Genomic DNA, 26,970 nt, shown 5'->3' with positions numbered 1-26,970 from the left:
AGAATCAATTTGGTGAAAGGAATCAACATGGAAATACAAACAGATACTCAAAGTGAACATTCCAAAAAGCCACAAAAATTCTACCAAGTACTTTATGTACAAGTAATTGCAGCGATTGTACTTGGTATTTTACTCGGTCACTTCTATCCCGATGTCGGGACAAGCCTCAAACCACTTGGTGACGCATTTATTAAACTTGTTAAAATGATTATTGCGCCTGTAATTTTCCTAACTGTTGTGACAGGAATTTCAGGTATGACCCATATGACAAGTGTGGGACGTGTAGCAGGTAAGGCCATGCTGTACTTTCTGACCTTCTCGACGCTTGCATTGATTGTTGGTATGACTGTTGCAAACTTGGTTCAACCTGGTAAAGGCTTGAACATTGACCCTGCAACATTAAAAACCGATAAAATTACCGAATATGCTGAGAAAGCACACGATGCATCAATCGTAGACTTCCTGATGAATATTCTACCAACCACCCTTGCAAGCCCACTGACAAGTGGAGACATTTTACAAGTGCTGTTTGTTGCCGTTCTGTTTGGCTTATCACTTGCTTCAATTGGTGAAAAAGGCAAGCCGATTATCGATTTCCTTAATCATTTAACTGCACCAATTTTCCACCTTGTTGGCATGCTAATGAAGTTTGCACCTATTGGTGCTTTTGGTGCGATGGCATTCACAATAGGTAAATATGGAATTGATAGTATTGGTAATTTATTCATGCTCATTTTGACATTCTACTTTACTGCACTACTCTTTGTTCTCGTCATTTTAGGTGCAGTTGCTCGTTATAATGGCTTCTCTATTATTGATTTGATTCGTTATATTAAAGATGAATTATGGCTTGTATTGGGTACGTCTTCATCTGAAGCTGCACTTCCATCACTCATGCGTAAAATGGAAAAAGCGGGTTGTGAAAAATCAGTCGTCGGCTTGGTCGTTCCTACAGGTTATTCATTTAACTTAGATGGAACAAACATTTATATGACCATGGCTGCACTATTTATTGCACAGGCTTGTAATATTGATTTAAATCTACAGGATCAGATTTTATTGCTTCTTGTCGCCATGATTAGCTCTAAAGGTGCCGCGGGTGTTACAGGTGCAGGTTTCATCACACTTGCAGCGACGTTATCGGTTGTTCCTGCTGTACCTGTTGCAGGTATGGCATTAATTTTAGGTATTGATCGTTTCATGTCGGAATGTCGAGCACTGACTAACTTTGTCGGTAATGCTTGTGCAACAATTGTAGTGGCGCGTTGGGACAATGCTTTAAATAAAGAACAGCTTGATCGTACATTGAAAAAACATCAATCTATTCCACAAGATTAAAACCTTACATCTTTCTTTCATTTTATACACTTTCGACTAGAAAGAGCTGATACGTCCTGTTTTCTTATCTGATAAAATAAAATCTAGACTCATTTTCTATTCAAATTTCAGCATAAAAAAAGGAAGCAGCAGCTTCCTTAATTTTTTCATCTATAAAATCGCTTTGAATTTTAAATTTTAAGCATGGGCTTGGTTATTTTCTTCAAGCATTTTACGATCCACTTCTTCAGGATTATTCAATGCGTGTTGAAGTTTTTCAGTGTCTAACTGTCCAACCCATTTCGCAACAACGATAGTTGCTAAAGAGTTACCAACCAAATTAGTCAAAGCGCGTGCTTCTGACATGAAACGGTCAATACCTAAAATCAACGCCAAACCTGCAACAGGAATATGTCCCACAGCTGATAAAGTTGCCGCCATAACAATAAAACCTGAACCTGTTACACCTGCCGCACCTTTAGATGAAATTAATAACACCAAAAGTAAAGTCACTTGATGTGATAAATCAAGTTGAGTATTGGTCGCTTGGGCAATAAAGATTGCCGCCATTGTTAAGTAAATTGATGTACCGTCTAAGTTAAATGAATACCCTGTTGGAATAACTAAACCTACAACAGACTTTTCACAACCCGCAATTTCAAGTTTTTTCAACATGCGTGGCAACACTGATTCTGATGAAGACGTACCCAATACAATAAGTAACTCTTCACGAATCATGCGAATCATTTTTAAAATACTAAAACCACAAATACGACTAATAGTACCTAATACTAAGAAAATAAAGAGCAAACACGTGATATAGAAGCAAATAATTAGCTGAGCTAATTGAGCCAAACTGCCAATACCATATTTGCCAATGGTATAAGCCATTGCACCAAAAGCGCCAATCGGAGCAAGCTTCATGATCATATTTACAATGTTAAAGAACACATGTGAAACTTGATCAATAAACTTCAGTACAGGTTTACCTGCTTCACCGAGTTTATGCAAAGCAAAACCAAATAAAATAGCAAAAAGTAATACTTGCAGAATTTCACCTTCTGCAAATGCACCAACCACTGTGTTTGGAATGATATTCATAAAGAAATCAAGCGTTGACTGTGATGCACCACTTTCTACAAATTTAGAAATACCTGAAGTATCCAATTTACTTGGATCAACATTCATACCTACACCTGGTTTGGCAATGTTAATCACTAACAAACCAATGAGCAGTGCAATTGTTGATACAATCTCGAAGTAAAGCAAAGCGATACCGCCTGTTTTACCTACAGATTTCATGCTTTCCATACCCGCAATACCGCTCACGACAGTACAGAAGATTACAGGAGCAATAATCATTTTAATCAGATTAATGAATGCCTTACCCAATGGATAAAGTTGCTCACCTAAACCTGGGATATTTTTTTCTACACCATTAATTATCTGCGTACTACTTGGATAAAAATGTCCAACCAACACACCAGCAATAATGGCAACAATCACTTGAAAATATAGTGACTTATACAAAGGTTGTTTAGCCATAAGAGTTTCATCATTATATATTTATTGCTGCTCAGCACAGAAATAAATATTCAAAAATTTCACATATCTATAAGATACGTAGCCCTAAAACCTTTGTAAAACACAAAGGCAAACATTTTTTTAAAACAAAAATACACTCGAAAAATCAAAGTATTCCGAAACATCACAACTACATAGAGACTAATGTCATCGACTTTATTTCAGTTTTTCTACAAAGAAAAAACTAAAAAGTGGGAATAGGAGATGAATAATAGAAATTAATGTGATTAGTTTAATGAATTTTTTCTAACCACACCCCATGAAATTGTTAAAATCGCTTAAAAATAAAACATTTCCTTATTAGACATTAGTCGAACATTAATCAATCCAATTTATTCTGCATACTTTTATGTCATAGTGTTAGTACAGTTATTTTTTCAAAATTTAGATTTCCCTATGCCTACAAAACGTAATCTTTACAAAGACTTTGAACACCCTTTTGCCCAATACGTTCGCATTGTTGGAAAAGGTAAAAATGGTGCAAGATCACTAAGTTATGATGAAGCATATCAGGCTTTTCGTATGATTTTAAAAGATGAAGTTCTTGATGTCCAGCTAGGCGCATTTCTTATGTTGCTTCGGGTCAAAGAAGAGTCTGTAGATGAATTACATGGATTTGTACAGGCAACTAAAGACCAATTGAATTTCCAAACACTTAATGTCGATCTTGATTGGTCATCATATGCTGGCAAGCGTAAACATTATCCATGGTTTTTACTTGCCGCACTAACCTTGGCAAAACATGGTTATAAAGTAGTAATGCACGGCGCTTCAGGGCATACAATTAATCGATTATATACCGAACAAGTTTTAGAATATTTAGGTTTTCCTATTTGCCAAAATGAAAAAGAAGTTATGGAACAACTTAAGCAACGTAATTTTGCTTATTTGCCTTTAGAAGCTATTTCACCAACTTTAAGTGATCTGATTAATCTTCGCAATGTTATGGGTTTACGCTCCCCTATCCATACGCTTGCTCGCCTCATTAATCCCTTTAACGCCAAAGCCACCATGCAAGCCATTTTCCACCCTGCTTACAGAAGTTCACATCAACAAGCTGCTTTCCAATTGGGTTATCAAAATAGTGCTGTGATTAAAGGTGAAGGGGGTGAGTTTGAGCGCAATCCTGATGCAAAGACGTTAATTTGTGGGATTCAAAATGGAGAAAAATATGAGCATGAATTACCAAAACTTACCGAAAACCGTTCACCTTCGGAAGAAGAACTCGATTTAGCAGTATTCAAAGCAGTTTGGGAAGGTAAGCAAAACCATGAATATGGTGAAATTGCTGTGCCTGAAACGATGGGAATAGCACTGTATACGATGGGTGCTGTAAATTCATTTGATGAAGCAATGGCAAGGGCCAAAGAACTCTGGAAGAATCGATTTTAATCTTATTGCTTGATCTTACAAAAGAATCATAGCATTTGAATGATACTATGATTCTTTTTACTTAATACATTATACAAAACGAATTGGTTTAAACTCAGGCTCTGGAACATGAGAATCACACTCTTCATCTTCTTCCTTATGCCCTTTATCGATATAACCTGTGCGTTCTTTGGCATCCACATTTTGATGTTCCCAAGCAATTACCGCTTGCATACAAATCTGACGTTGTTCCGCAGTTAAAACCACGCCATTTGGCCATTTACCAATTTCAACGGCGGTTTTTAAACGCTCAACAATATCAGCATCCAAAATAGAAAGCATTTGTTCAATATTCATGTTCAATCCTGCTGTTGAAAAGAGTCAAAATCTTGGTTCCAACCGAGTTTAGTACGACATGCCATATAAAAGTCATAACCCGGTGGATGTAATAATATAAGTTTGAAGGGATGTTTACGAATATGCAAACTATCTCCAACATTTAAAGAAATACTATGTTGCCCGTCTGCACTGACCATGGGTAAGACACGATTTTCACGAATTTGGATTTTAATTTCACTGTGTCCACCCACCACAATTGGGCGTGAAGATAGAGTGTGTGGATGCATTGGTACTAATGCAATTGCATCCATACTTGGGTGTAAAATAGGTCCACCACCTGACAATGCATACGCTGTCGAACCTGTCGGCGTTGATACAATCAAGCCATCACTGTGTTGTCTATAAACATACTGACCATCAATATTGAGTTCAAAATCAATCATATGTACAGATCGACCTGAATGCAATACAACATCATTTAGTGCGATGGCATCATAAATCGTTTGATTATTGCTACGAACTTCCATTTCTAATAAAAACCGACGATCTAGCTGAAAATCTCCCTTTAACACCTGATCGAGTTTAAACAAAACTTCAGCAGGTTTAATATCTGTCAGAAATCCAAGCCGACCACGGTTCACGCCCAATACAGGCGTATTGTATTTGACCAACGCACGCGCTGCATGAAGTAACGAACCGTCTCCACCGACCACAATGACCAAATCTACCACTTCTCCGAGTAAACTTTTACTCACGGCTTGCGTATTTGGATAAGGCACCAATGCAGCAGTTTCAGTATCAAAAACAGGATGTAACCCTAGACTGAGCAGATGATCATGAATCAATGACAAGGTATCGACGACAGAAGTTTTATCAGGTCGCCCAATTAAACCAATATTGCGAAATGACTTTGCTGATATTTGCACGTATGCTCAGACTCCACTGTGATTATGACTATAGTAGCACTAACAGGATTATTTTTAAAAAGACACAAGAAAAATATCATACCTATTCTTGTTATTTACAACTCCAATTTAAATGATTTCACAGTTTTATTATTGCAAAATGACAAAAAGCTTCGCATGATTAGCATATTAAATATGAGTTTTATCTGTCTTTATGAAGTCTGAACGTGGTATTGGCATTATTGCATTGATTTTTTGTGTGCTTATCATTGGCGCATTTTTGGCTTTCAGTGTGTATTTGATTCGGCTCGACAATCTCATTCGTGATAAATTTGAAGGTAATCGTTGGGATATTCCTGCTAAAGTTTTTGCACGCCCCCTTGAAGTCTATGCCAATGCACCAGTAGCACAAGATGATTTTGAACAAGAACTCAAATTACTTGGCTATAAAGGCAGTGATAGCTATGCCAAACCAGGTAGCTATGTTGCACAAGCCAATTCATTTTATGTCCATACCCGAGGTTTTGACTTTGGTGACAGTGTAGACCCTGAACAAATTTTACAAGTCACTTTTGCCAATGATGTGATTGCCGATGTCAAAGCGACAAAGCCAACAAATACAGGGATTGCACGCCTTGAACCTATGTTGATTGGTGGCATCTACCCTCAACACAATGAAGATCGTGTCCTCATTAAGCTAGATAAAGTCCCTAAGCCTTTAATTGAAGCACTTATTGCAACTGAAGATCGTAATTTTTATCACCACCATGGCATTTCCTTTCGTGGGACTGCCCGTGCTTTAGTGAGTAACGTCACTGGTGGTAAGCGTCAAGGTGGTTCTACACTTACGCAACAGCTTATTAAAAACTTCTATCTCACTCCTGAAAAAACATTAAAACGTAAAGTTAACGAAGCCTTTATGTCTTTATTACTTGAATTGCATTACAGTAAAGATGAAATTTTAGAAGCGTATTTAAACGAAGTAAATTTAGGTCAAAGCGGTAACTATTCAGTCAATGGTTATGGTTTGGCTTCACAGTTTTATTTTGGATTACCGCTCAGTGAACTGAATATTTCCCAACAAGCATTCCTTGTTGGTTTAGTCCAAGGTCCTACCCTATACAATCCATGGAAAAACCCTGAACTTGCTAAAAAACGTCGCAATGTCGTCCTCAATAATATGCTAGTGATGGGATATTTGACGCCTGAACAGTTTGAAAAAGAAAGTAATCGTGCACTAAATATAGTTGATAAACCGAGTCTTGGAACTGCTCGCTTCCCAGATTTCCTTGATATTGTACGCCGTCAACTTAAAACCGAATATCAAGAAACCGATTTAACCAATCAAGGTTTACGTATTTTTACTACACTTGATCCTGTTGCACAGACACGTGTGCAAAATAGTTTCCGTGAAAGTGTGGCACGTCTAGCAGGTGCAAATCCGAAACGCTTAAAAGATTTACAAGGTGCAGTACTCATTTCACGCCCTGAAAATGGTGAGCTAATTGCTGCTGTCGGTTCTACACAAGATTTTACTGGCTTTAACCGCACAATTGATGCCAAACGCCAAGTCGGCTCATTGCTTAAACCTGTGATTTATTTAAGTGCAATTGAATCGGGACGTTATAATTGGGCGACTCAAATTGAAGACTCACCCATTAGTATACCCGTTGAAAATAATAAATCTTGGACGCCTAAAAACTATAGTGGATCGGGTCATGGTTATGTTCCACTCGCTCAAGCATTAGCAAATTCATACAATTTGTCTGCAGTTCGCTTGGGACAGGAGTTTGGATTATCTACATTTAAAAATAATCTAGTTAAATTTGGTGTAACCTCAAAAATCCCAAACTATCCTTCTATTTTCTTGGGTGCTGTAGATATGTCACCTATGGAAATGATGAGTATTTATGGTAATTTTGCAACAGGTGGCTTTAAGTATCCAGTCAAAGCCATTCGTACTGTTGCAGACTCTAATGGTCGTTTACTTGATCGTTATGGTTTGAATGTACAACAAACCATTGAACCTTCTTCGGCGTATATTTTGAATTATGGCTTACAACAGGTCATGTCATCAGGTACAGGTAAATCTGCCTACAATACCTTCTCATCTGAACTTAAATTGGCAGGAAAATCAGGTACAACCAATGATACTCGTGACTCTTGGTTTGCAGGCTACTCAGGCAACAATTTAGCTGTCGTTTGGCTTGGGCTTGATGATAACAAAGTTACAGGATTAACAGGTTCTACAGGGGCACTACCCGTCTGGATCAATGTTATGAAACAACTACGTCAAAAACCTGTCAACTTGCGTCAAACCGATGATGTGCAATGGCAATGGATTGATATCGCAAGTGGTGAATTATCCGCACAAGGTTGTGGTGATGCGATGTATATTCCAATGCTACGCCATACTGTACCGAACCGCGCAACTGCATGTGGCTCGTCACACTACAATGTCGAACCTGATTATGTTCCAGATCAACAGCCTTCAAGTTCACAAACTATAAGCAATGACAGCATTGAAAATTACATTCGCGAAAGTGAAAGTAACTCATCTGAGGATAGTAATTCCAGTGGTCATATAATTTCGAGTGGTAGCTACCAAAATTAATGGAGAATACGGTATTGATGCAATCTCAAATACTTCGTTGTGTGCTATTGGGTGTAGGTATTATCGTTGGATTAACGGCATGTCAATCTACACCTGTACCTCAAAAAGTCACGCCCCATACTCCACCTACACCAACAAAGCCCTCAATCACAACATCCGATGGAGTAAAAATTACCACGTATGACTATCCTGAAATTATTCGGGAAAAAGCACCTAAAGTGCCTATTGTCACCTCACAACCGAAAGTACTACCTACTCCACAAAAGTTTGACGATGGTCGTGAAACGCCTGCCGTTAAACATTTGCTTCAAGCAACAAAGACAGCATTTCAGCAAGGAAAATGGGCAGAAGCTGAGAAATATGCTCTACACGTACAACGGCTCGCGCCACAATCTGACGAAAGCTACTATTGGCTTTCTGAAATTGCATTGAAGCAAAATAAAGCCAGCAATGCAGAATCTTTAGCACGCCGTGGGCTGAGTTATGCACAAACCCAATCTTCTAAAAAGCAACTTTGGCAGGTTATTCTTAAATCAGGGCAAGTTCAAAAAAATACAACCCTGATTCAGGAAGCACAAACACGTTTAAAAGCACTATAGCTCTTCAATCAGCCATTCAAATTAAAAATTTGATATGCCTGCGACACCATAACCTTGATGTTGTTGAATTTGCTCCAAATCGCTTGGTTTCATTCCACCTAAGGCATAAACAGGAATATCCATTGCTTTAGTAAATTCAGAAAATTGAGTCCATCCAAGGGGTTGAACATCAGGATGCGTATTCGTTGCTTGTACAGGACTTAAAATTGCAGCATCAACTCCAATCTGTTGAGCTTGCTGTAATGAGCTCAAATCATGACATGCAGCTATACATATAACGCCTTGCGGACGATCTTTAGATTGATACTCTATCAGTTGATTTTGTTTAAAATGGATAAAGCCTATCCGTTGTTGTAAATCCTTTGAAAGCTGTTGCCATTGCACAACGTTCAGCATAATTTTTGCTAATTGTTCATTTGGCAATGCGGATAACGCTGTTTCAAGTTCATGCACTTTTAACTGCATACGCCAATACAACAACGTATTTTCAGCAAGCTGAACGATATCTGAAAGGTCTGTCGTAATTTTAATGTGTTGTGGCAATACTAAACGATTAACTATATCTTGATTGGCTTTAGGAAAGTTTAAACCGTCTAATTCTTCACGCTTAAACCACGTCCACGGCTCTACTATTGTAGCCAATTGCGTATCATCAACATAGGTATGGAAAAAGTGCAGATTAACTTGAAGATCATCATAATTATGCTGTACAAAATCAAAATTGTGCCAATCGGTCAGATCAATTCCAACTTCTTCCATAACTTCACGACGACAAGCTTGGATGGGCGTTTCTTTTTCTTCAAATTTACCGCCTGGAAATTCATGCTTATTCCCCTGATGTTGCTCTGCATTTCGCCAACCCACCAAAACTTTTCCACGATGAAAAAGTAGTGCGATTGCTACATGAATAGAAGGGTTTGCCATCATTGACCTCAGTGCTATTTTTACTTCATTGTCCTATTGTAACTTTTTTTAAAAATGATAAAAATTGCATTGACAGCTCTATTCGATAATGATTATCATTTAAATCACTCAAAGACACCCCACAAAAACGGAGTTACAACAATGAATGCACCTTTTAGCCTATTTACACGTACAGAATCAACTCACGCTCTACCAATGTTGCACTCAAACAATTTATTTGCTTTGGGTCGTGAAATCCGCATTATGCATGCAGGTGAAGAATATCGTTTACGCTTAACACGTAATAACCGTTTAATCTTGACAAAATAACAAGAAAAAACTTAACAATAAAAAAGTGGGAATAAGCAGTATGAATCAGCGCATACTGCTTTTTAATTTAATAAAAGATTAAGTTCAATCATTTGACGGTAACACCATAGCTCCTTATAAAAAGAAATTTTTTAAATATAATCAAAATTATTTCATCATTTATAATTTTCAAAATACTCCTTTTCTGCTGTTATCCAATTAATCCAATTAATCCAATTAATCCAATTAATCCAATTAATCCAATTAATCCAATTTAAAATATTTTGAGTTTATTATCCATATAAACGAAATAGATATCCTGCACTCACCATCATAATTTGTAATAATAAGACTGCACCAAAAAGTTTCCATCCTTTTTGGCGTAGGGCAATGGAGGTGACATTGTTATAGTTAGCTACTTTTATCATTTTTAACTCCTCATTTTTGCATTTTTTTTGAACATTTCGGAACAAAATACGAGTCTTATTTAGACAATGTATATGAAGCAAAAAATAAGCCAATGTTTAAATTGTAAGCAATTAAAATTTATGTGCCCAACTTCACAATTTCAACTTTCCAATTATTCATCAATAAAAAAGCCCCTTTCGGGGCTTTTTTATTTTTGATTAAATCAATTAACCAATAAACTGACGAGCATTGCGGAACATACGTAACCATGCACCATCTTCAGTCCATTCTTCAGGTTTCCAAGAATGCTGAATCGCACGGAAGTTACGTTCAGGGTGCGGCATCATAATGGTTGCACGACCATCTTTAGACGTTACGCCTGAAATCGCATCAGGTGAACCGTTCGGGTTCATTGGATACTGTTGCGTTGGGTTACCGAAGCTATCCACATAACGTAGAACCACTTGGTTGCCTGCATTTAATGCTGCAAATTTTTCAGCCGAAGTTTCTGCACGACCTTCGCCATGCGCCACAGCGATCGGAAGAATCGAACCTTCCATACCCGTTAGCAAGATTGAAGCCGATTTTTCAACTTTTACGTTCACCACACGTGCTTCAAACATTTCTGAAGTATTGCGTTGGAAACGTGGCCAATGCTCTGCACCTGGAATTAAAGGTGCAAGTTGTGACAACATTTGACAACCATTACAAATACCGACAGAGAAGGTATTGTCACGGTTAAAGAATTTCTCAAATTGATCACGTAATTGTGGGTTAAACAATACAGACTTCGCCCAACCACCGCCTGCGCCCAATACGTCACCATATGAGAAACCGCCACATGCCACTAAGCCTTCAAACTCATCAAGATCAATACGACCTGCGAGTAAGTCGCTCATATGAACATCGACAGTGTTAAAGCCAACCTTGTCAAATGCAGCAGCCATTTCGACATGACCATTTACGCCTTGTTCTCGTAAAATCACCATGTTTGGACGACGTTCGTTGATGTACGGCGCTTCAACAGGTTCATTCAAATCGAATGTTGGTAATGCGATTAAGCCCTTGTGTTCATTATTGGCAATCAAGCTATATTCTTGATTGGCAGTTTCTACGTTGTCACGTAAGCGCTGAATTTGATAAGACACTTCAGTCCATGCTTGTTGTAATTCAGCACGGTCTAAGTTCAAACCATTAATGGTTAATGTATCTGTATCATTTACAGCACCCACAACCGTAATGGCATCGCTCAATGTTGATGCTGCAACTTCAGCTTCCAATGTTGCCCAATCTGCTTTAGAAATTTGGAGCACTGCACCAATTTCTTCTGCAAATAATGCCGCAGTTGATTGGTCTTCAAGCGCTACACCTAAACGTGAAGCGAACATCATTTCAGCAACAGTTGCAAGTAAACCACCATCACCGATGTCATGGTAAGCCTTGATCAAACCACGATTGTTCCAATCTTGAACCAAGTCAAAGAATGCTTTGAACTCTTCAAAATTATCGACATCAGGTGTCACAGAACCTATCGCTTTATACACTTGAGCAAGGATTGAACCACCTAAACGGAACTGACCTTTAGATAAATCTATACGTACGAGCACTGAATCTTCATTTTTCAATTCAGGTGTCAATGTTTTACGTACATCAGTTACAGGTGCAAATGCTGTAATTACGCCTGACATTGGAGAAGTAACTGATTTGTCCTCTCCTTCTTCATTCCATGTCGTACGCATTGACAATGAATCTTTACCGACTGGAATTGCAATACCGAGTGCAGGACACATTTCCATACCGATGGCTTTTACACCTTCGAATAATGCTTGGTCTTCACCTTGTTGCCCAGCAGCAGCCATCCAGTTTGCAGAGAGTTTAATATCACTGATTTGGTCAATTTTAGAACACATGATATTCGAGATTGATTCCGCAACGGATAAACGTGCAGAAGCAGCAGGATTAAGCAATGCTACAGGTGGACGTTCACCCATTGCCATTGCTTCACCTGTATAACCCACAAGGCTTGTAGTCGTTACTGCAGCATCCGCTACAGGCACTTGCCAACGACCGACCATTTGGTCACGTACAACCATACCTGTGATTGAACGGTCACCAATGGTTATGAGGAATGATTTAGAGGCAACTGTTGGATTTTTCAAAACACGGAAAATTGCATCTTTCAAATCAGTCACGGTTTCTGCTGTAAAATCATCACCATGACGTTCGATAGAATCGTAAGAACGACTCATTCGAGGCGTTCCGCCAAGCATGACCTGCATCGGCATATCCACAGCTTTGTTATCAAACAATGGATCGTTTACAGTCAACTGACGTGCTTCAGTCGCTTCACCTAATACAGCAAACGGACAGCGTTCACGCGCACAAATTGATTCAAACAATTCTAATGAGCTTGGACGAATCGCCAATACATAACGCTCTTGCGCCTCATTAGACCAAATTTCCATTGGCGACATGCCTTTTTCCAATGAAGGAATTTTACGCAGGTCAAGAATAGCACCAAGTTCATGATCATTCACAAGTTCTGGCATCGCATTCGACACACCACCTGCCCCTACATCATGTACAGACACGATTGGGTTGTAATCTTCCATGCGCCAGCAGGTATCAATGACTTCTTGGCAACGACGTTCCATTTCTGGATTTTCACGTTGTACAGATGCGAAATCTAGGTTTTCGCCGAGTTTACCGCTATCTACAGAAGATGCAGCTCCACCACCTAAACCGATCAACATTGCAGGACCACCGAGAACAATCAGTAAATCGCCCGGTTGGATTGGATCTTTTTCAACGTGGTCAGGACGAATGTTACCGTAACCACCTGCGATCATAATTGGTTTATGGAAACCTTTTACATCGCCATTGACGTTTTGTTCAAAGGTACGGAAATAACCATTAAGCGCAGGACGACCAAATTCATTGTTAAATGCAGCACCGCCCAAAGGACCGTCGATCATGATCTGCAAAGGTGAAGCCATACGAGATGGTTTGCCGTAATTATCTTCCCACGGCTGTTCAAAGCCTGGAATATTCAAGTTAGAAACAGTAAAACCTGTTAAGCCAGCTTTTGGCTTACCACCACGACCTGTTGCGCCTTCATCACGGATTTCACCGCCTGAACCTGTCGCAGCACCAGCAAATGGTGCAATTGCAGTTGGGTGGTTGTGAGTTTCCACTTTCATTAAAATATGAGCAGCTTGGCTCTTATATTTATAAACGTGATGACCTGTTTCAGCATCTTGTTTTGGATAAAAACGCTGAGTGTCAAAGCCCACAATTACAGAAGCGTTGTCTTTATATGCTGACAAGACATCTGTAGGTGATTCTTTATAAGTATTTTTGATCATTTGGAACAATGACAATGGTTGTTTTTCACCATCAATTGTCCATTCAGAACCAAAGATTTTATGACGACAATGTTCAGAATTTGCTTGTGCAAACATCATGAGTTCGATGTCATGTGGATTACGACCAATTTTGGTAAATGCAGCCGTTAAATAATCGATTTCTTCATCAGACAATGCAAAGCCAAACTCAGAGTTTGCTTTCACTAACTCTTCCTTACCTTTTCCTAAAATATCAATGCTATTTAAAGGTTTTGGTTCCGTTTCAGAAAATAATGCAGCCGCATCATCAATTTGATTGAATACGCTTTCTGTCATACGATCATGTAAAACTTGTTTCACTTCATCAGAGATTGTAGAAATCCCCTTTAAAGTAAACAAAACACCGCGTTCAAGGCGGTGTATTGGCGTATTACAGTTGGCAAAAATATCAGTTGCCTTTGATGACCAAGGCGAAATTGTACCGACACGTGGTGTCACTAAAATTTGGACTTCATCACTCGCAGCCTGACGAACTTCAAACGATGCGCCATCATTTAAAAGTTGTAGTGCAGATTGCTGTTGTTGCTCGCTAAGCGCTTGGTCGAAAAGGTAAACCCATTGGCTTTCTATTGATTGAACAGAACTCATAGACGCAAGGCGTGTTAAAAGTTGTGTTTGCTTAAAAGAAGAGTGTGCAGGTGCACCGGCAACGATAAACATGCTGATTTTGGCTCCACGGGCAGGTTTAGACAACCATACCGCAATGTGACTTGAAGAGAGCGCATATTCTACTGCGAATGCAAGTTTTCAGCTAGTCATATAAGACTTAAAATATGCTGAAATCATGCTTTTAAATGTCCGATTTTCTTTGACTTTCAAATTCAAACATGATTCGTAACAATTGATTTAATTGACTGAATAGCTGAATTCACCTGTCTGTGCATTTTCTTTGGCAATTAAAATCCAATAGTCATTACTTTTAAATTAAAGCTTAGCTGATTTGAAAAAATCAAATTTAAAGCAACAAGTTCATTGCAATAATTCATTAGAAAATATAAAGTAGCTATCAATAAAAAATATAAAATATTATAGAGACAAAAGTGAAACCTTTTGGCATACATGGCTCAACAACCAATCATGGTGGTATTGTAATTTCTACTCAACAAAGAAGTTCTACTGATGGCAGTCTATTTTTAAGAGCAGGGGATGGATTCTTTTGCCCCAAATGCAAGTGTTGGTCAACCTTAATAAAAAGTAATGATTTCATTATTTTTGATGGCAAAACAGTAGCTTTTGCTGGTGATCACTTTACTTGTGGTGCTCGTTTAATTGAAAAACAATTTTTAGTTATTGGAGAAAATGTAACACCCTCTCAAGTTAAATCTCACGATACTCATTCCTCCTTCTTATCAAATACAAATAAATTAATTTTTGATGATAAATATCAAATTATGAGTGAATCAGACGAACCGATAAAAAATACAAAATATATCGTTACAAGAGCCGATGGCAGTGAAGAATCAGGGGTGACAGATAGCAATGGCTATACGCATTTAATTTCAACCTCAAACTCTTCTGAAATTATTTCATTTAAAATTACACACGATTATTAAAAATAAGGGAAATTCATGAGTGAATTAACGTATTGCACCGCTCGTAGTACAAGTACAACTCTGCAGGCAGATAAATCAGTAAAAAAAATTGTACTTTGTGAATGTACGGGACATGAAGTAGCTCAATTTGTAGATGAAAATAGAATTCCATCATTCCATGGCGATATTAAATCTCCAATCAAACTCTATTGGATTGCACCAAGAGCAGAAAATATTATATTTATAAATGATTCAGATTTAAGAAAATGGGTTAAAGAAGCATGTGAATATCACAAAATCCCACACATATTATTAGCACTTATACTACAAAACGAAAATAATCCAAATACTCCCTATTGGAGAAGAGTTGCTCAGTTTGGTGAAAGATCTATTACTACAGCTGCAAATGCTATCGATCTGATTATTTCGATTATTCCTGATAAAGTTTCTAAAGGTTCATCAGGAATTGCAAATGTTAGTGATAAAGCTTTATTAGACGGGGTTCAAAATTGTATCAAAAAATATGGACGTCCCCCTATACCTACTTCTGTAAAAAAGGATATTTTAGGTTTAAATACAGATACTAGAATTTCAGGTGATGATTGGAGAAATGATTTATATTACGCAGCAGCTCATCTTCGCTTTTTAATTGATCGTGAATTGAAACGATGCTTTAACGGTACTCTATCGTACGATGATTTAAAGAAAGTTATCAAAGCCTATAACGGGAAAGGTAAAGATGCTGAAAATGCTATGGCTAATTTAAATCTTGGTATACAAAAAAAAGGAAATCTTTATTTTTATGAAAAATCGATATTATGTAGCAACCGCACAAAATTATAATAATCAATTATTTAATAAGAAAGAAGCCAAATTAAATTTAGCTTCTTTAAAAATAACTATCAGCAATCTATACAAAACCAATATTACTAACGATTACCTTTACTTCGATTATGTGTAATGCAAAGCATTTCACAATTATCTAAAGTTGTTGCACCGCCTTTACTCCAAGCCTGAACATGGTCTGCATCCATTTCTTTGAGTAAGTAAATCTTTGTCTTATTAGCATTGTTACCATTGGCACATAACGGACAATTTGAGATACTTTTTTGATTGGCGTCATTGGTTTGTAATGCGTAAGCTTTTCGCTTGGTTGCATCGTCAAATATACGAACATCCAATAAGCGTGTATCAGTTTCACCGCCCAATATGTATTCAAAAATTCCTTTTCTGTTTTTTACATAAGGGTCTGCATACAGTCTTTTAACATCATCAGCTATTTTAGTCGGGTTGTAAGCAATGGTTTTATAGCTTTCGTACAAGCTACCCCATTCTAAACCTTTCATTTCTTTTTCAATATTAAGAAAAATGGTACTCGCCCAATCTATAACAGTGTTGAAATAAGTAGTTAGCTCGTTTATATGATTGTCGTGGCGGTGCTGCCCCATGTAATCACTAACATTGCCTTTACTCACCCAATTTAGGGCTGTAGCTAAGAAATCCTGACGAATAGCACTACCACTAACAAAGCTACTCCATTTTTGAATTGAAGCGTTTTGAGAGTTGCTGAATTGGGCTTTCGCCAATGTAACAAATGAGCCTGAATACACCGCATTTAGTAGTTCTTGTTCATTAAGTGGAACACCCGATATATTGATAGTTTTAAACCATTCCTTAATTTCGGTTTCAGTACCATTGCATTCGTAAACTAAGATCGTTGTATCTAGTATTTTCTGCTTTTGGTCTTTAGGTAAACTATGGAAATATTGTGGGGTTTTGCTACCTTCAAAAAATATAGCGAACTTTCCTGTTAAAAACCGTCCAATACTTGTGATTCTTTGCTGACCATCTAACACCTCAAAAGTATCATCACCTGTCTGATTAAAGTAAATTAATCCTAATGGATAGCCCTTTAAAATGGATTGAATAACAGCTACGTCTTTTTTACCATCTGCGTATATATAATTCCGTTGATATTCAGGCTGAATAGTCAATTTACCCGACAAGCCAAATAAACCTTTTCCCTCAAGTTCGTTATAAATAAAGCCTTCGCATAGGTCTTTGATCGTGATTTTGGTATTTAAATTTGTTTGCATTTATTTCCCCTGACTTGCTTCTGTTGTTATCACATTCAGCATCATTTGCATGATTGCGATACAATCTAGTCCATTCCTTACTTTAATTTTCTTAAATTCAGCATTTTGATTGATGTTAAAGTTTGATGAAGTCATTGAACCTAGATATGCAATGCTTTCATCCAACATCATTGCGTTTGTCGCACCGCCAATGAAAAAAATCACAAGCTCTCTTTTTAAGTTTAAGTCATTATCAAAGTAACATTCCTTTAGTGTTTTAGTTGTAGTTTTACCATAATGAATTTTTCCATTTTCTTTCACGTAATAATCAGACTTATAATCTAAGGCAAACAAGAATCTAAGGTAAAAATCTTTTTCAATTTCTCCTTTTTTAATATCATTCTTGTACCCACCAAGTATGTCAAAATCTTGGGAAACAACTTTTTCAATTGATTTAAATGGAAAAGATGAGCGTATCTCTACTGTCTTGGTAAGAGATTTATAATCATCCGAACCATGCTGTAGCCATTTCTTATGAATTTTCAAATCTATTTGATCAATAGAGTTATTACCACTATCCAATTCAATTACAACATTGGGATTTTTGTTGTAGTGAGTAAGCATAGAAAAACATAGTTGTTCTATTATCAATCCACAAAATGATTTTAATTTAATCTCAATTTCATCCCTAGCAACTCCTGATGAACTAGCTGAATTAAATTGTATAGAACTCAACCTAGATTTAGCAGTCTGAATAATATTTTTGCTACGTTCATTGTTAGGACTTAAAGTGATTTTTTGTATTCTAAATGGAATATTTGAAAATGAGTGACAAAGAAAATTATTATCGGATGTTTTCAGAAGTGTATTATTCACACAATCAACATAGTAAATATCCATGCTTAAATTCTCTTATGACAAATTAAAACTCTTGAATACAAGCGTTTTCCATTGAGATATGCACGATCTAATTTTCCACGCCATTCTGCTAAAGCAATATTTTCTAATAGATCATCTTTTACATAAAAATCCATGCCTAAAATTTCAAATTGTTCAGGGTTGTATTTATCTAAAAAACTAATTGGTACGCCCATAACACCATCATAATCACTAGGAATAGCATTGGTAAAAGGCACTTCAATAGCATTGTAATTATCGTATAACTGATAAGCATTTTTACCTTCAATTTTAGAGTTAAATCTCTTATTGTCTGCGGTTGTCATTAGTTGTAATGGTTCGTGTCTACGTCCATGTTCAATGTTGGTAAACCATCTAACACCTTTTACTCGAATATATTTATTACCCTCGCTATCAACCCTAAACCCTGCTGCATTTAAAGGGTAGCTATCAGGAACTCTAAATTCACGATCACCACTACTGATTGTCGCACCAAGCCATACGATATTCTTTTGAATCAAAGGGAATATATCTTTATAAGTAAGGGAGTTCATATTCCCAACAATCGCAAATTTTTTCTCACCCTCCATAATCCATGCAATAAAATCACGGAATAGGGAGAATGGGGGGTTGGTTACAATTATATCGGCTTGATCACGCAACGCTTTGACTTCATCACTTCTGAAATCACCATCACCTTTGAGGTACTGCCAATGAATATCGTTAATATCAACCACGCCATCTTTAGTTATATCGCTTTCTAGTTCAAAAAACTTGCCACAAGCAGTAGATTTATCACTATCAAATTGAGGGCTTTTTTCTTCAAATAATGAAGGTTGATAAGATTGATCACCTTGTTTGTTCTTAGGGGCATAACTTGTGCTTATAAGTTTTTTCAAGCCTAACCGACTAAAATTTTGAGCAAAATATAATGTGAAATTACTCCATTCAGGGTCATCACAGGGCAATAAAACTACTTTATCTCTAAATACATTTGAATCAAATTCTAAGTAAGCATTCATTTCTTTTTCAATATCAACATATTGAGTATAAAATTCATCATTTTTAGCTGATCTTGCTTTTGAGAGATTCGTATTTTTCAAAACGCTGTTCATATTGAAATCCAAATTTATATTAAATTAACCGAATGTCTTTACAATCAATCGCTTTGAGTATTTGAAGCATGAATATTGCCCCAAATGTACCACGATTGATCTTATTGCTAATGTTTTGCGGTGTTTCAGATATACCCATTGATTCTAATTTCTTTGCTAGATCAATCAGGCTTACATTTTTTCGGGCAATTTCTGCCTTAATTAAGCCTTTGGCATAGTCTTTCCATTCATCATCACTCACGGTTTGACCTCATAAAAGATAAACGACATAGCATGTCGCTATAATATTTTAAATCATTATATTTGATGATTAAAACTATTACAATATATTAAGCATATCTTGTTTGTGATGGGTGATTTTATGAAAAAAGAATCTATGCAACATTTCCTACTATCAGCAAAGGCTCGTACTTTATCTGTATATGAAATTATGCAAATCACCCATGAACAAGCTTTCTTATTGTTCAAAGAAATGCGGTGGGGAAAAGAACAACCGATATGCCCTCATTGCGATACCCAAGATCATCACTATTTCATACGTGGACGCAAGCAATGGCGTTGCAAGTGCTGTAATCATACGTTCAGCGTAACATCAGGTACGATCTTTGCCTTTCACAAACTACCACTCAAAATCTATTTAGCTGCTATTGCCATTTACTCTAACGCTGTAAAAGGCTTATCTGCTTTGCAGTTAGGTCGGGATTTAGGTGTTCAGTATAAGACTGCTTTTGTATTGGCACATAAAATCCGTGAAAGCCTTATAGATCAGCGTGACGATGAATTACTATCAGGTGATGTTCACATGGATGGTGCGTATGTAAATGGCTATGTACGCCCTAAAAACCACAAGGATGACCGTGTAGATCGGCGCAAGGCTGAATATCAAAATCCAAATAAACGGTGCATTGTGGTACTACGCCAAAAAGCAATGGACAGTAATCTACAAGGTGCTGATAAAACCAAAACTTATGTAGTTTATAGTGAAAACCAAAAAGACATTAATCATCTTGCCAATCAGCATATCAAACACGGCTCAACAATCCATGCAGATGAAAGTACCGCATACGATACACTAAATGCTCGTTTCACGACTAAGCGTGTCAATCATCAATATGAATACCGTTCTAAAGATGGTGTGACCAATAATCTTGCTGAAAGCTATTTTAGTCGGTTCAGACGTATGCAGTTAGGGCAGATGCACAAGTTTGGTGTGATGTACCTTGCCAACTATGCCAATGAAGCTGCTTATCGTGAAGATACTCGTAGATGGTCGAATGGTGAAATCTTTACTGATATTTTAATGAAATGCGCTCAAACTCGAACACATAAAGATTGGTGTGGCTATTGGCAGGGCAATAAGCGTAAATCAGAGCGTTTGGTCTGCTAATCCGCTATGCCCCACAAATGAGGACGATGATTGCTATGGGCTATAATAATACCTTTATCTCTTAATCGGTTCAGCACTTTGATGAAGCTAGGTGAAATATCATTGCCTACAGATGAATCTATGCCTTTAATGTCCAAAACTTTCATCATTAAATCTTTGTAGTTCATTGGCTCTTTTTCTTCACGCAAGCAAGTTAAGACTAATGACTGTAGTTCACCACTTCCAAAATAAGGGTTTCTTTGATTTGTACGCTTAGATTTAACGCTTCTTAGATCAAATTCAGGTGAAAATAACTTAATAGTGTGATCTACATGCAATAGCATTTCAGAGATACGTTGAATTTCTTTTTGATGTGCTTCAATCTGACCAAGCAATTCCGCACGTTTTTTAGTTAATCCTGATACGATATGTGATTCAGCCATGATTTCTTTCCTTATGCGTAAAGGAATTATTTTAAATGGCGAATCACTCTATTAATTGTGCGGTTGCTACATAATATCGTGAAAAATAAGACTATTGCACTAATCATAAGCATTTTTATTTTCTTATTAATCAGTATATTTACATATTCGACTTCAAACCTTTGGATGCTGATCACAGATAATAGCAATTACATTCCCAAAGAAAGCAATATTTTTCAATTTACTCCCATTCAAATTGATGAAGGTTCTGGTGGATACTGGCGATACGGTAAAGACTCTCAAAACTATTTTTATTTTTCTGAAACTGAAGATAATATTTATTATCAAATGCCAATTCATAATAATTGTGCAAACTTCAATCCTACAAACTTTCAAACTTGGTGTAATTCTCAAAAACTTGCAAAATCCAATTAAAAATAATTGAACAAGACAACTGATGTCGCCCTCCTCTAGTACATTCACTATAAATTTGGCATGATGAATCCAACGAAGATATGAATAACGATAAATGACTCAAATGCGTTGGTTAGAACTACTTTCAACGGTTCGTTTAGGAAGTAAAAAACAAAGTACAGAACAGGCTCGCAGCCCATTTCATAAAGATTATGATCGCATTATATTTTCGCAAAGTTTTAGACAGCTCAACAGAAAAACCCAAGTCCATCCACTGACGCAACATGATGGTATTCACACACGTTTAACGCATTCACTCGAAGTGTCTTGTATTGGACGTTCGCTCGGTATGCTTGCAGCCGAAAAAATCAAAGATGAACTACCTGTTTGGATTTCCCCTGCCGATGTTGGTGCAATCATTCAAGCAGCATGCTTGGCGCACGACATTGGTAATCCACCGTTTGGTCATGCAGGTGAATATGCGATTCGGGAATGGTTTGACGATGCCTCCCATACCGATTTTTTAAAAAATTTAAGTCTAGAACAACAAGCCGATGTCCGTCAGTTTGAAGGCAATGCGCAAGGATTAAGACTACTCACTAAAATTGATTATCATCCAAATGATGGTGGCATGCGTCTTACTTACGCAACCTTAGGGGCTTACTTAAAGTATCCATGGCTATCTAAAACCATCGAATCTCAAGGTGATACACCTGCAAGTAAGCGTGCTAAGTTTGGTTGTTACCAAGCTGAAAAAGACATACTCAAACAAATTGCTGATCAACTCGGTTTAATTCAGTTGGGTGAGTATCATTGGTGTCGTCATCCGCTCACTTATTTACTCGAAGCTGCCGATGATATTTGTTATGCGCTGATTGATCTTGAAGATGGCATTATTTTAAACATGCTCTCTTATGAAGAAGTGGAACCCATTTTCTTAGATCTATTGGGTGAGTTCAGTATTCCTGCCGAACTCAGTATGCCCTATACCACATGGCAACAAAAAATTGCGGCATTACGTGGTCGAGTGATGAAACGACTTGTAGACGAGGTAACTACAGCATTTGCTAAACATCATTGGCAAATTATCTCAGGGCAACTCAAAGGCTCTTTATTGCAATATTGCGCTGAAGATATCGAGATGGGTATTGACCGAGCAAAGAATTTAGCCCGTGATAAAATTTTTGAACATCCACAAAAGTCAGGTTTAGAAATTATTGCACATCAAAGTTTACAACATATTTTAGATGCCTTTATTCCGCTTACAACACCAAACAAAACTTTGAGTTTTAAAGATGGTCGTTTATTGTCAATAATAGAACGTTTTGGCGCACGTTTTAGTGATGATCACTACGACAATATTATGCAAGTTTTAGATATTGTCAGTAAATTTTCAGATCATCAGGCCTATCAATTGGCACAAGAGTTACAAGGCAATAAGGTTGGTTTCTTTTAATCCATTTAATATTTGAAAGATTGGTAATTTCCCTTGCTTCGTTATACTCTCTCAACGAATTTGGATATCAATACGATACACATTCATTTAAAAGTATCGTAATAAACCGCAATAAAAGCTTACTTAATAAAAAGTAAGCTGAACTTAGAAGTGAACAAACATAATGATCGGATGTCTCATTGGTGAAGTTTTAGCGTTGGAAGCGCCAACTGTACTTTTAAATGTAAATGGTGTGGGTTATGAAGTCGACACCCCATTGTCAACCTTTTGCCAACTGCAAAAAGGACAAAAAGTCACGCTATGGACACATTTAGCCGTCCGTGAAGATGCCCAACTTTTGTATGGTTTTTTAAACGCACAAGAAAAAAATATTTTCCGTACGCTCCTTAAAGTCAACGGCGTTGGTCCTAAAATGGCTTTAGGTATTCTTTCAACTTTAAGTGTAGAAATGTTGGTACACACCGTTGAACATGGCGATGTAAAAACATTAGTCAAAGTTCCAGGTGTTGGTGCGAAAACAGCTGAACGCTTGATGATTGAATTACGTGATCGCTTCAAAGCCTTTACTACAAGTGCTGTGGCAAGTGGTTCAACTTCAACACAAATCCAATTTATGGGTAATTCTGCGGTGGCTGAAGCGGAGGCCGCTTTACAATCTTTAGGTTATAAACCTGCCGAAGCACAGAAGCTAGTAAATGCTGCCAAAGGCGAATTTACTGAAGCAGGTGATATTATTCGTGCTGCTTTGAAGTCAATGAATAAATAAGCCAATCCTGATAAATTAACGCTATAAGAGTTAGATCAATCATCCAATGCAAGACCGTTTAATCAGTGGTTCTGAAAAACCCGAAGATCATTTTGATCGTGCCATCCGCCCAACTTCCCTCGATGACTATATTGGTCAGCCTGTGGTACGAGAGCAAATGGAAATTTTTATTGGCGCAGCACGAGGTCGTGGTGAAGCACTTGATCACACACTGATCTTTGGTCCGCCAGGTTTGGGTAAAACGACATTGGCAAACATTATTGCCCGTGAAATGGGTGGGAATTTAAAATCTACCTCTGGCCCTGTACTCGAACGTGCAGGCGATTTGGCGGCCATGCTAACCAATCTCGAAGAGGGCGATGTGCTCTTTATTGATGAAATCCATCGACTTTCCCCAGTAATTGAAGAAATTCTTTACCCTGCGATGGAGGACTACCAACTCGATATTATGATTGGCGAAGGTCCTGCGGCTCGCTCAATTAAACTCGATTTACCCCCATTTACCTTAGTTGCCGCTACAACTCGTGCAGGTTTACTGACGTCTCCACTGCGTGATCGTTTTGGGATTGTGCAACGCCTTGAATTTTATTCAGTTGAAGATTTAACGCATATTGTCGCTCGTTCAGCATCGTTAATGGATGTTCTTATGACCGATGAAGGTGCAATTGAAATTGCCCATCGTGCTCGTGGTACGCCTCGTATTGTCAACCGCTTGCTACGTCGTGTACGTGACTATGCACAAGTCAAAGGTACAGGTGAAGTAACCAAAGAAATGGCACAGCGTGCTTTGGATATGCTCAATGTCGATAAAGATGGTTTGGACACACTCGATCGTCGTTATTTAACGATGTTACTCGAACGCTTTGATGGTGGTCCTGCAGGTGTTGAGGCTTTAGCTGCTGCTATGGCAGAAGATTCAGGAACATTAGAAGATGTGATTGAGCCTTACTTAATTCAACAAGGTTATGCAATGCGCACCGCCCGTGGACGTATTGCCACCAATCAAGCATATTTACAGTTTGGTATGACACCGCCTGAACCTAAGAATTAATTCATTCAAATCAAATGCATTGTATTTTTAGTTGCATGTATTAAAAAAACGGTGATGTTATCCATCACCGTTTTTTATCTTCAAGCAAAAATTCATTAAAAAATATTAAGTCAGTGGCACAACACGTAATACTTCTTCTAAAGTGGTCACACCTTCCATGACTTTACGAGCACCTGCAATTCTCAACGGTTCAATACCCTCTTTCTTCGTCTGCGCTCGAAGTTCATCTAAAGTACATTCCGCACTAATTTTTTGTTTGGCTTCTAGGCTGATTGGCATAAACTCATAAATCCCAACACGTCCTTTATAACCAGTTTGCCGACATGCTTCACAGCCTACTGGCATATAGACTTGCTCAGGCATTTGCATAATATAATCAAAAGTTAAATGTTCCCATTCTTGTGAATTAATCAAACTTTGTTTTTTACACTGTGGACACAACTTACGCACCAAACGCTGTGCCAATACACCCAAAATCGTTGCTGAAGTTAGGAAAGGTTGAATTCCTAAATCATGTAAACGTGTTAAGCTTGATGGTGCATCATTGGTATGTAGCGTTGAAAGCACCAAATGCCCTGTAAGTGCCGCCTGAATTGCCATGTTTGCTGTGTCATGGTCACGAATTTCCCCAACCATAATAATGTCAGGGTCTTGGCGCATTAAGGCACGTACACCGTCAGCGAAACCAAGGTCAATACCTTGATTGACCTGCATTTGGTTAAAACTTGGCTCTAACATTTCAATCGGGTCTTCAATGGTACAGACATTTACCTGTTCCGTTGCCAATGCTTTTAAAGATGAATATAGCGTCGTGGTTTTCCCCGAACCTGTTGGCCCTGTGACCAAAATAATACCGTGACTGTGCGCCGTGAGTGCATGCCAAGAATTAAGTAAACGCTCATCAAAACCCAACTGCTGAAAACTTCTGACCAAAACTTCAGGATCAAAAATACGCATCACTAACTTTTCACCAAAAGCCGTTGGCAAAGTCGATAAACGTAATTCTGTTTCAAGCCCTTTCGGTGTGCGAGTTTTTAAACGCCCATCTTGCGGTTTACGTTTTTCAGCAACATTCATGCGACCTAAAATTTTAATACGTGAAATTACTGCCGTCAGCGTATTTGCAGGCATGTTATAAATAGTGTGCAATACACCATCGATACGAAACCGAACCTTACCATTTTCTTTACGTGGCTCAAGATGAATATCACTTGCACCCTGTTCAAAGGCAAACTGTAAAACCCAATCGACTAATTTGACAATATGTTGATCATTAGCATCGGGGCTTTGCGTATCACCTAATTGTAAAAGTGCTTCTACACCTTTATTTTCATTACCATGTAAGCCTGATTTCTGTGAAGAGCTAACTGCACGACTCACTTGATAATATTCAGTTAAATAGCGCTGTAGTTGCTCAGGGCTTAAAAAAACCCGTTCAATTTTTTTCGGGCTTAAACTACGTTCTAAGTTATGCACCCAATCGGTGACAAAAGGCTGATCTGAACCGATGAGAATTTTATCTGCGCCACATTCCACAGCAAGAATTTTATTGCGAAGTGCAAACTCTTGTGACATCACGCCAGTCAATGCCGATACATCGGCTTTGAGTGGATCAATCACATAGAAAGGCAACTCAGCTTTGGCAGATAACCATTGACTCAATGCCGTGAGTGTCATTCGATTTTGCGGTTTTTCTAAATCACTGAGATTAAAGTTTGCAATCCATTGTAATGGATGCCATCGCAATTGTTCACGCTGTCTATGCGTGGTTTGAACCAATAATTTGTCTCGTTCAGAGATTCTTCCATCTTTAAATAATTGTTCTAAACACCATGTGGTATCAATTTCGAAATTAAAATGCATTTGTTATGTCCCCAACTCTATCAACACTATAGCAAATTTACAGACATAAAATGATGCTGTTTGAGCCATCTTACTAATGAAGATGTGACTAAACCCTCTAAAGGTGTGCGTACACATTCACATCGTAATATGGAAATCATGACCTATTTACTCGAAGGATCACTTGAAGATAAAGACTCCATGAACAATGGCTCTGTCATTATTTCGGGTGACGTTTAGCTAATGAATACAGTCAGTGGAGTAATAGATTGCGAATTTAA

The 26,970-nt window shown here is 37.7% G+C and carries 25 protein-coding genes; 13 read left to right on the top strand and 12 right to left on the bottom strand.

All coding sequences use genetic code 11. The features are described 5' to 3' along the window. Positions 1–27: 27 nt before the first annotated feature. Positions 28–1,338, top strand: coding sequence for a dicarboxylate/amino acid:cation symporter (locus ACK2M2_RS02430; protein ID WP_419346007.1), 1,311 nt, complete (start codon positions 28–30; stop codon positions 1,336–1,338). A gap of 177 nt (positions 1,339–1,515) precedes the next feature. Here ACK2M2_RS02430 and ACK2M2_RS02425 read toward each other — a convergent pair whose 3' ends face one another. Next, positions 1,516–2,862, bottom strand: a complete 1,347-nt coding sequence (locus ACK2M2_RS02425) for a dicarboxylate/amino acid:cation symporter (protein ID WP_409511728.1) — start codon at positions 2,860–2,862, stop codon at positions 1,516–1,518. Between the two features lie 435 nt (positions 2,863–3,297). On the opposite strand from ACK2M2_RS02425, the gene ACK2M2_RS02420 reads away from it, so the two are divergent. After that, positions 3,298–4,293, top strand: a complete 996-nt coding sequence (locus ACK2M2_RS02420) for a glycosyl transferase family protein (RefSeq protein ID WP_419346006.1) — start codon at positions 3,298–3,300, stop codon at positions 4,291–4,293. A gap of 69 nt (positions 4,294–4,362) precedes the next feature. Here ACK2M2_RS02420 and ACK2M2_RS02415 read toward each other — a convergent pair whose 3' ends face one another. Then, positions 4,363–4,629, bottom strand: a complete 267-nt coding sequence (locus ACK2M2_RS02415) for a YeaC family protein (RefSeq protein ID WP_409511726.1) — start codon at positions 4,627–4,629, stop codon at positions 4,363–4,365. 2 nt (positions 4,630–4,631) lie between these two features. Beyond that, positions 4,632–5,537 (bottom strand): NAD(+) kinase, encoded by a 906-nt coding sequence (locus ACK2M2_RS02410; protein ID WP_409511725.1) that lies wholly within the window; start codon positions 5,535–5,537, stop codon positions 4,632–4,634. A 193-nt stretch (positions 5,538–5,730) separates the two neighbouring features. Here ACK2M2_RS02410 and mrcB point away from each other — a divergent pair, with 193 nt between their 5' ends. Both mrcB and ACK2M2_RS02400 read left to right on the top strand, forming a co-directional pair. Further along, positions 5,731–8,130 carry a penicillin-binding protein 1B gene (gene mrcB / locus ACK2M2_RS02405; protein ID WP_419346005.1) on the top strand — a complete coding sequence of 800 codons (2,400 nt, stop codon included), beginning with the start codon at positions 5,731–5,733 and terminating at the stop codon, positions 8,128–8,130. 17 nt (positions 8,131–8,147) lie between these two features. Then, positions 8,148–8,729 (top strand): tetratricopeptide repeat protein, encoded by a 582-nt coding sequence (locus ACK2M2_RS02400; protein WP_419346004.1) that lies wholly within the window; start codon positions 8,148–8,150, stop codon positions 8,727–8,729. 21 nt (positions 8,730–8,750) lie between these two features. Here the strand turns inward: ACK2M2_RS02400 and ACK2M2_RS02395 are convergent, their stop codons facing one another. Further along, positions 8,751–9,653 (bottom strand): NUDIX domain-containing protein, encoded by a 903-nt coding sequence (locus tag ACK2M2_RS02395; RefSeq protein ID WP_419346003.1) that lies wholly within the window; start codon positions 9,651–9,653, stop codon positions 8,751–8,753. Positions 9,654–9,794: 141 nt separating this feature from the next. Here ACK2M2_RS02395 and hemP point away from each other — a divergent pair, with 141 nt between their 5' ends. Next, positions 9,795–9,962 carry a hemin uptake protein HemP gene (gene hemP / locus ACK2M2_RS02390; protein WP_409511721.1) on the top strand — a complete coding sequence of 56 codons (168 nt, stop codon included), beginning with the start codon at positions 9,795–9,797 and terminating at the stop codon, positions 9,960–9,962. A gap of 272 nt (positions 9,963–10,234) precedes the next feature. Here the strand turns inward: hemP and ACK2M2_RS02385 are convergent, their stop codons facing one another. Further along, positions 10,235–10,369, bottom strand: coding sequence for a KGW motif small protein (locus tag ACK2M2_RS02385; RefSeq protein WP_409511720.1), 135 nt, complete (start codon positions 10,367–10,369; stop codon positions 10,235–10,237). Positions 10,370–10,576: 207 nt separating this feature from the next. Continuing rightward, positions 10,577–14,413 carry a phosphoribosylformylglycinamidine synthase gene (gene purL, locus ACK2M2_RS02380; protein ID WP_419346002.1) on the bottom strand — a complete coding sequence of 1,279 codons (3,837 nt, stop codon included), beginning with the start codon at positions 14,411–14,413 and terminating at the stop codon, positions 10,577–10,579. Positions 14,414–14,793: 380 nt separating this feature from the next. Here purL and ACK2M2_RS02375 point away from each other — a divergent pair, with 380 nt between their 5' ends. Next, positions 14,794–15,306: a PAAR domain-containing protein gene (locus ACK2M2_RS02375; protein ID WP_419346001.1), complete on the top strand. Its 513-nt coding sequence runs from the start codon at positions 14,794–14,796 to the stop codon at positions 15,304–15,306. Between the two features lie 15 nt (positions 15,307–15,321). After that, on the top strand, positions 15,322–16,128 hold the full coding sequence (locus ACK2M2_RS02370) for a hypothetical protein (RefSeq protein WP_419346000.1): 807 nt from the start codon (positions 15,322–15,324) through the stop codon (positions 16,126–16,128). An 86-nt stretch (positions 16,129–16,214) separates the two neighbouring features. Here ACK2M2_RS02370 and ACK2M2_RS02365 read toward each other — a convergent pair whose 3' ends face one another. From ACK2M2_RS02365 to ACK2M2_RS02350, 4 genes are read right to left on the bottom strand one after another with little or no spacing between them, the layout of a single operon-like run. Continuing rightward, positions 16,215–17,381, bottom strand: a complete 1,167-nt coding sequence (locus ACK2M2_RS02365) for an HNH endonuclease family protein (protein ID WP_419345999.1) — start codon at positions 17,379–17,381, stop codon at positions 16,215–16,217. Next, on the bottom strand, positions 17,382–18,260 hold the full coding sequence (locus ACK2M2_RS02360; protein WP_120384336.1) for a hypothetical protein: 879 nt from the start codon (positions 18,258–18,260) through the stop codon (positions 17,382–17,384). Positions 18,261–18,262: 2 nt separating this feature from the next. Beyond that, positions 18,263–19,372 carry an adenine-specific methyltransferase EcoRI family protein gene (locus ACK2M2_RS02355; protein WP_120384337.1) on the bottom strand — a complete coding sequence of 370 codons (1,110 nt, stop codon included), beginning with the start codon at positions 19,370–19,372 and terminating at the stop codon, positions 18,263–18,265. A gap of 19 nt (positions 19,373–19,391) precedes the next feature. After that, positions 19,392–19,613, bottom strand: coding sequence for a DUF6471 domain-containing protein (locus ACK2M2_RS02350; RefSeq protein WP_419345998.1), 222 nt, complete (start codon positions 19,611–19,613; stop codon positions 19,392–19,394). A 120-nt stretch (positions 19,614–19,733) separates the two neighbouring features. Between ACK2M2_RS02350 and ACK2M2_RS02345 the strand changes: the two genes are divergently transcribed. Beyond that, positions 19,734–20,759, top strand: a complete 1,026-nt coding sequence (locus ACK2M2_RS02345) for an IS1595 family transposase (protein ID WP_419345997.1) — start codon at positions 19,734–19,736, stop codon at positions 20,757–20,759. On the opposite strand, the gene ACK2M2_RS02340 is transcribed toward ACK2M2_RS02345, so the two are convergent. After that, positions 20,756–21,181, bottom strand: coding sequence for a hypothetical protein (locus ACK2M2_RS02340; RefSeq protein WP_419345996.1), 426 nt, complete (start codon positions 21,179–21,181; stop codon positions 20,756–20,758). The genes ACK2M2_RS02345 and ACK2M2_RS02340 overlap by 4 nt on opposite strands. 165 nt (positions 21,182–21,346) lie before the next feature. On the opposite strand from ACK2M2_RS02340, the gene ACK2M2_RS02335 reads away from it, so the two are divergent. From ACK2M2_RS02335 to ruvB, 4 genes are all read left to right on the top strand, one after another. Next, positions 21,347–21,595 (top strand): hypothetical protein, encoded by a 249-nt coding sequence (locus ACK2M2_RS02335; protein ID WP_419345995.1) that lies wholly within the window; start codon positions 21,347–21,349, stop codon positions 21,593–21,595. Positions 21,596–21,689: 94 nt separating this feature from the next. After that, entirely contained in the window at positions 21,690–23,030 is a 1,341-nt protein-coding gene (locus ACK2M2_RS02330) for a deoxyguanosinetriphosphate triphosphohydrolase (protein WP_419345994.1), read from the top strand. Positions 23,031–23,193: 163 nt separating this feature from the next. Then, positions 23,194–23,796, top strand: coding sequence for a Holliday junction branch migration protein RuvA (gene ruvA, locus ACK2M2_RS02325; protein ID WP_419345993.1), 603 nt, complete (start codon positions 23,194–23,196; stop codon positions 23,794–23,796). A 46-nt stretch (positions 23,797–23,842) separates the two neighbouring features. Next, on the top strand, positions 23,843–24,847 hold the full coding sequence (ruvB, locus tag ACK2M2_RS02320; protein WP_409511713.1) for a Holliday junction branch migration DNA helicase RuvB: 1,005 nt from the start codon (positions 23,843–23,845) through the stop codon (positions 24,845–24,847). A 105-nt stretch (positions 24,848–24,952) separates the two neighbouring features. On the opposite strand, the gene ACK2M2_RS02315 is transcribed toward ruvB, so the two are convergent. Continuing rightward, the gene (locus tag ACK2M2_RS02315; protein ID WP_419345992.1) at positions 24,953–26,710 is read right to left on the bottom strand and encodes a GspE/PulE family protein; all 1,758 of its coding nucleotides are present in this window, start codon (positions 26,708–26,710) and stop codon (positions 24,953–24,955) included. A 60-nt stretch (positions 26,711–26,770) separates the two neighbouring features. On the opposite strand from ACK2M2_RS02315, the gene ACK2M2_RS02310 reads away from it, so the two are divergent. Continuing rightward, positions 26,771–26,929 carry a pirin family protein gene (locus ACK2M2_RS02310; protein WP_419345991.1) on the top strand — a complete coding sequence of 53 codons (159 nt, stop codon included), beginning with the start codon at positions 26,771–26,773 and terminating at the stop codon, positions 26,927–26,929. Positions 26,930–26,970: the final 41 nt, after the last annotated feature.

The sequence above is a fragment of the Acinetobacter sp. TY1 genome (assembly GCF_048551395.1).
Lineage (GTDB): Bacteria > Pseudomonadota > Gammaproteobacteria > Pseudomonadales > Moraxellaceae > Acinetobacter.
Note: the sequence above shows the minus strand (reverse complement) of the source record. Positions and strands in the feature narration are given on the sequence as shown.

What these genes read in the sequence shown, in the direction of transcription:
- ACK2M2_RS02430 (WP_419346007.1), top strand. Translation starts at nt 28, where the DNA reads ATGGAAATACAAACAGATACTCAAAGTGAACATTCCAAAAAGCCACAA.
- ACK2M2_RS02425 (WP_409511728.1), bottom strand. Translation starts at nt 2,862, where the DNA reads ATGGCTAAACAACCTTTGTATAAGTCACTATATTTTCAAGTGATTGTT.
- ACK2M2_RS02420 (WP_419346006.1), top strand. Translation starts at nt 3,298, where the DNA reads ATGCCTACAAAACGTAATCTTTACAAAGACTTTGAACACCCTTTTGCC.
- ACK2M2_RS02415 (WP_409511726.1), bottom strand. Translation starts at nt 4,629, where the DNA reads ATGAATATTGAACAAATGCTTTCTATTTTGGATGCTGATATTGTTGAG.
- mrcB (WP_419346005.1), top strand. Translation starts at nt 5,731, where the DNA reads ATGAAGTCTGAACGTGGTATTGGCATTATTGCATTGATTTTTTGTGTG.
- ACK2M2_RS02400 (WP_419346004.1), top strand. Translation starts at nt 8,148, where the DNA reads ATGCAATCTCAAATACTTCGTTGTGTGCTATTGGGTGTAGGTATTATC.
- ACK2M2_RS02395 (WP_419346003.1), bottom strand. Translation starts at nt 9,653, where the DNA reads ATGGCAAACCCTTCTATTCATGTAGCAATCGCACTACTTTTTCATCGT.
- hemP (WP_409511721.1), top strand. Translation starts at nt 9,795, where the DNA reads ATGAATGCACCTTTTAGCCTATTTACACGTACAGAATCAACTCACGCT.
- ACK2M2_RS02385 (WP_409511720.1), bottom strand. Translation starts at nt 10,369, where the DNA reads ATGATAAAAGTAGCTAACTATAACAATGTCACCTCCATTGCCCTACGC.
- purL (WP_419346002.1), bottom strand. Translation starts at nt 14,413, where the DNA reads ATGTTTATCGTTGCCGGTGCACCTGCACACTCTTCTTTTAAGCAAACA.
- ACK2M2_RS02370 (WP_419346000.1), top strand. Translation starts at nt 15,322, where the DNA reads ATGAGTGAATTAACGTATTGCACCGCTCGTAGTACAAGTACAACTCTG.
- ACK2M2_RS02365 (WP_419345999.1), bottom strand. Translation starts at nt 17,381, where the DNA reads ATGCAAACAAATTTAAATACCAAAATCACGATCAAAGACCTATGCGAA.
- ACK2M2_RS02360 (WP_120384336.1), bottom strand. Translation starts at nt 18,260, where the DNA reads ATGGATATTTACTATGTTGATTGTGTGAATAATACACTTCTGAAAACA.
- ACK2M2_RS02355 (WP_120384337.1), bottom strand. Translation starts at nt 19,372, where the DNA reads ATGAACAGCGTTTTGAAAAATACGAATCTCTCAAAAGCAAGATCAGCT.
- ACK2M2_RS02345 (WP_419345997.1), top strand. Translation starts at nt 19,734, where the DNA reads ATGAAAAAAGAATCTATGCAACATTTCCTACTATCAGCAAAGGCTCGT.
- ACK2M2_RS02340 (WP_419345996.1), bottom strand. Translation starts at nt 21,181, where the DNA reads ATGGCTGAATCACATATCGTATCAGGATTAACTAAAAAACGTGCGGAA.
- ACK2M2_RS02335 (WP_419345995.1), top strand. Translation starts at nt 21,347, where the DNA reads ATGCTGATCACAGATAATAGCAATTACATTCCCAAAGAAAGCAATATT.
- ACK2M2_RS02330 (WP_419345994.1), top strand. Translation starts at nt 21,690, where the DNA reads ATGACTCAAATGCGTTGGTTAGAACTACTTTCAACGGTTCGTTTAGGA.
- ruvA (WP_419345993.1), top strand. Translation starts at nt 23,194, where the DNA reads ATGATCGGATGTCTCATTGGTGAAGTTTTAGCGTTGGAAGCGCCAACT.
- ruvB (WP_409511713.1), top strand. Translation starts at nt 23,843, where the DNA reads ATGCAAGACCGTTTAATCAGTGGTTCTGAAAAACCCGAAGATCATTTT.
- ACK2M2_RS02315 (WP_419345992.1), bottom strand. Translation starts at nt 26,710, where the DNA reads ATGCATTTTAATTTCGAAATTGATACCACATGGTGTTTAGAACAATTA.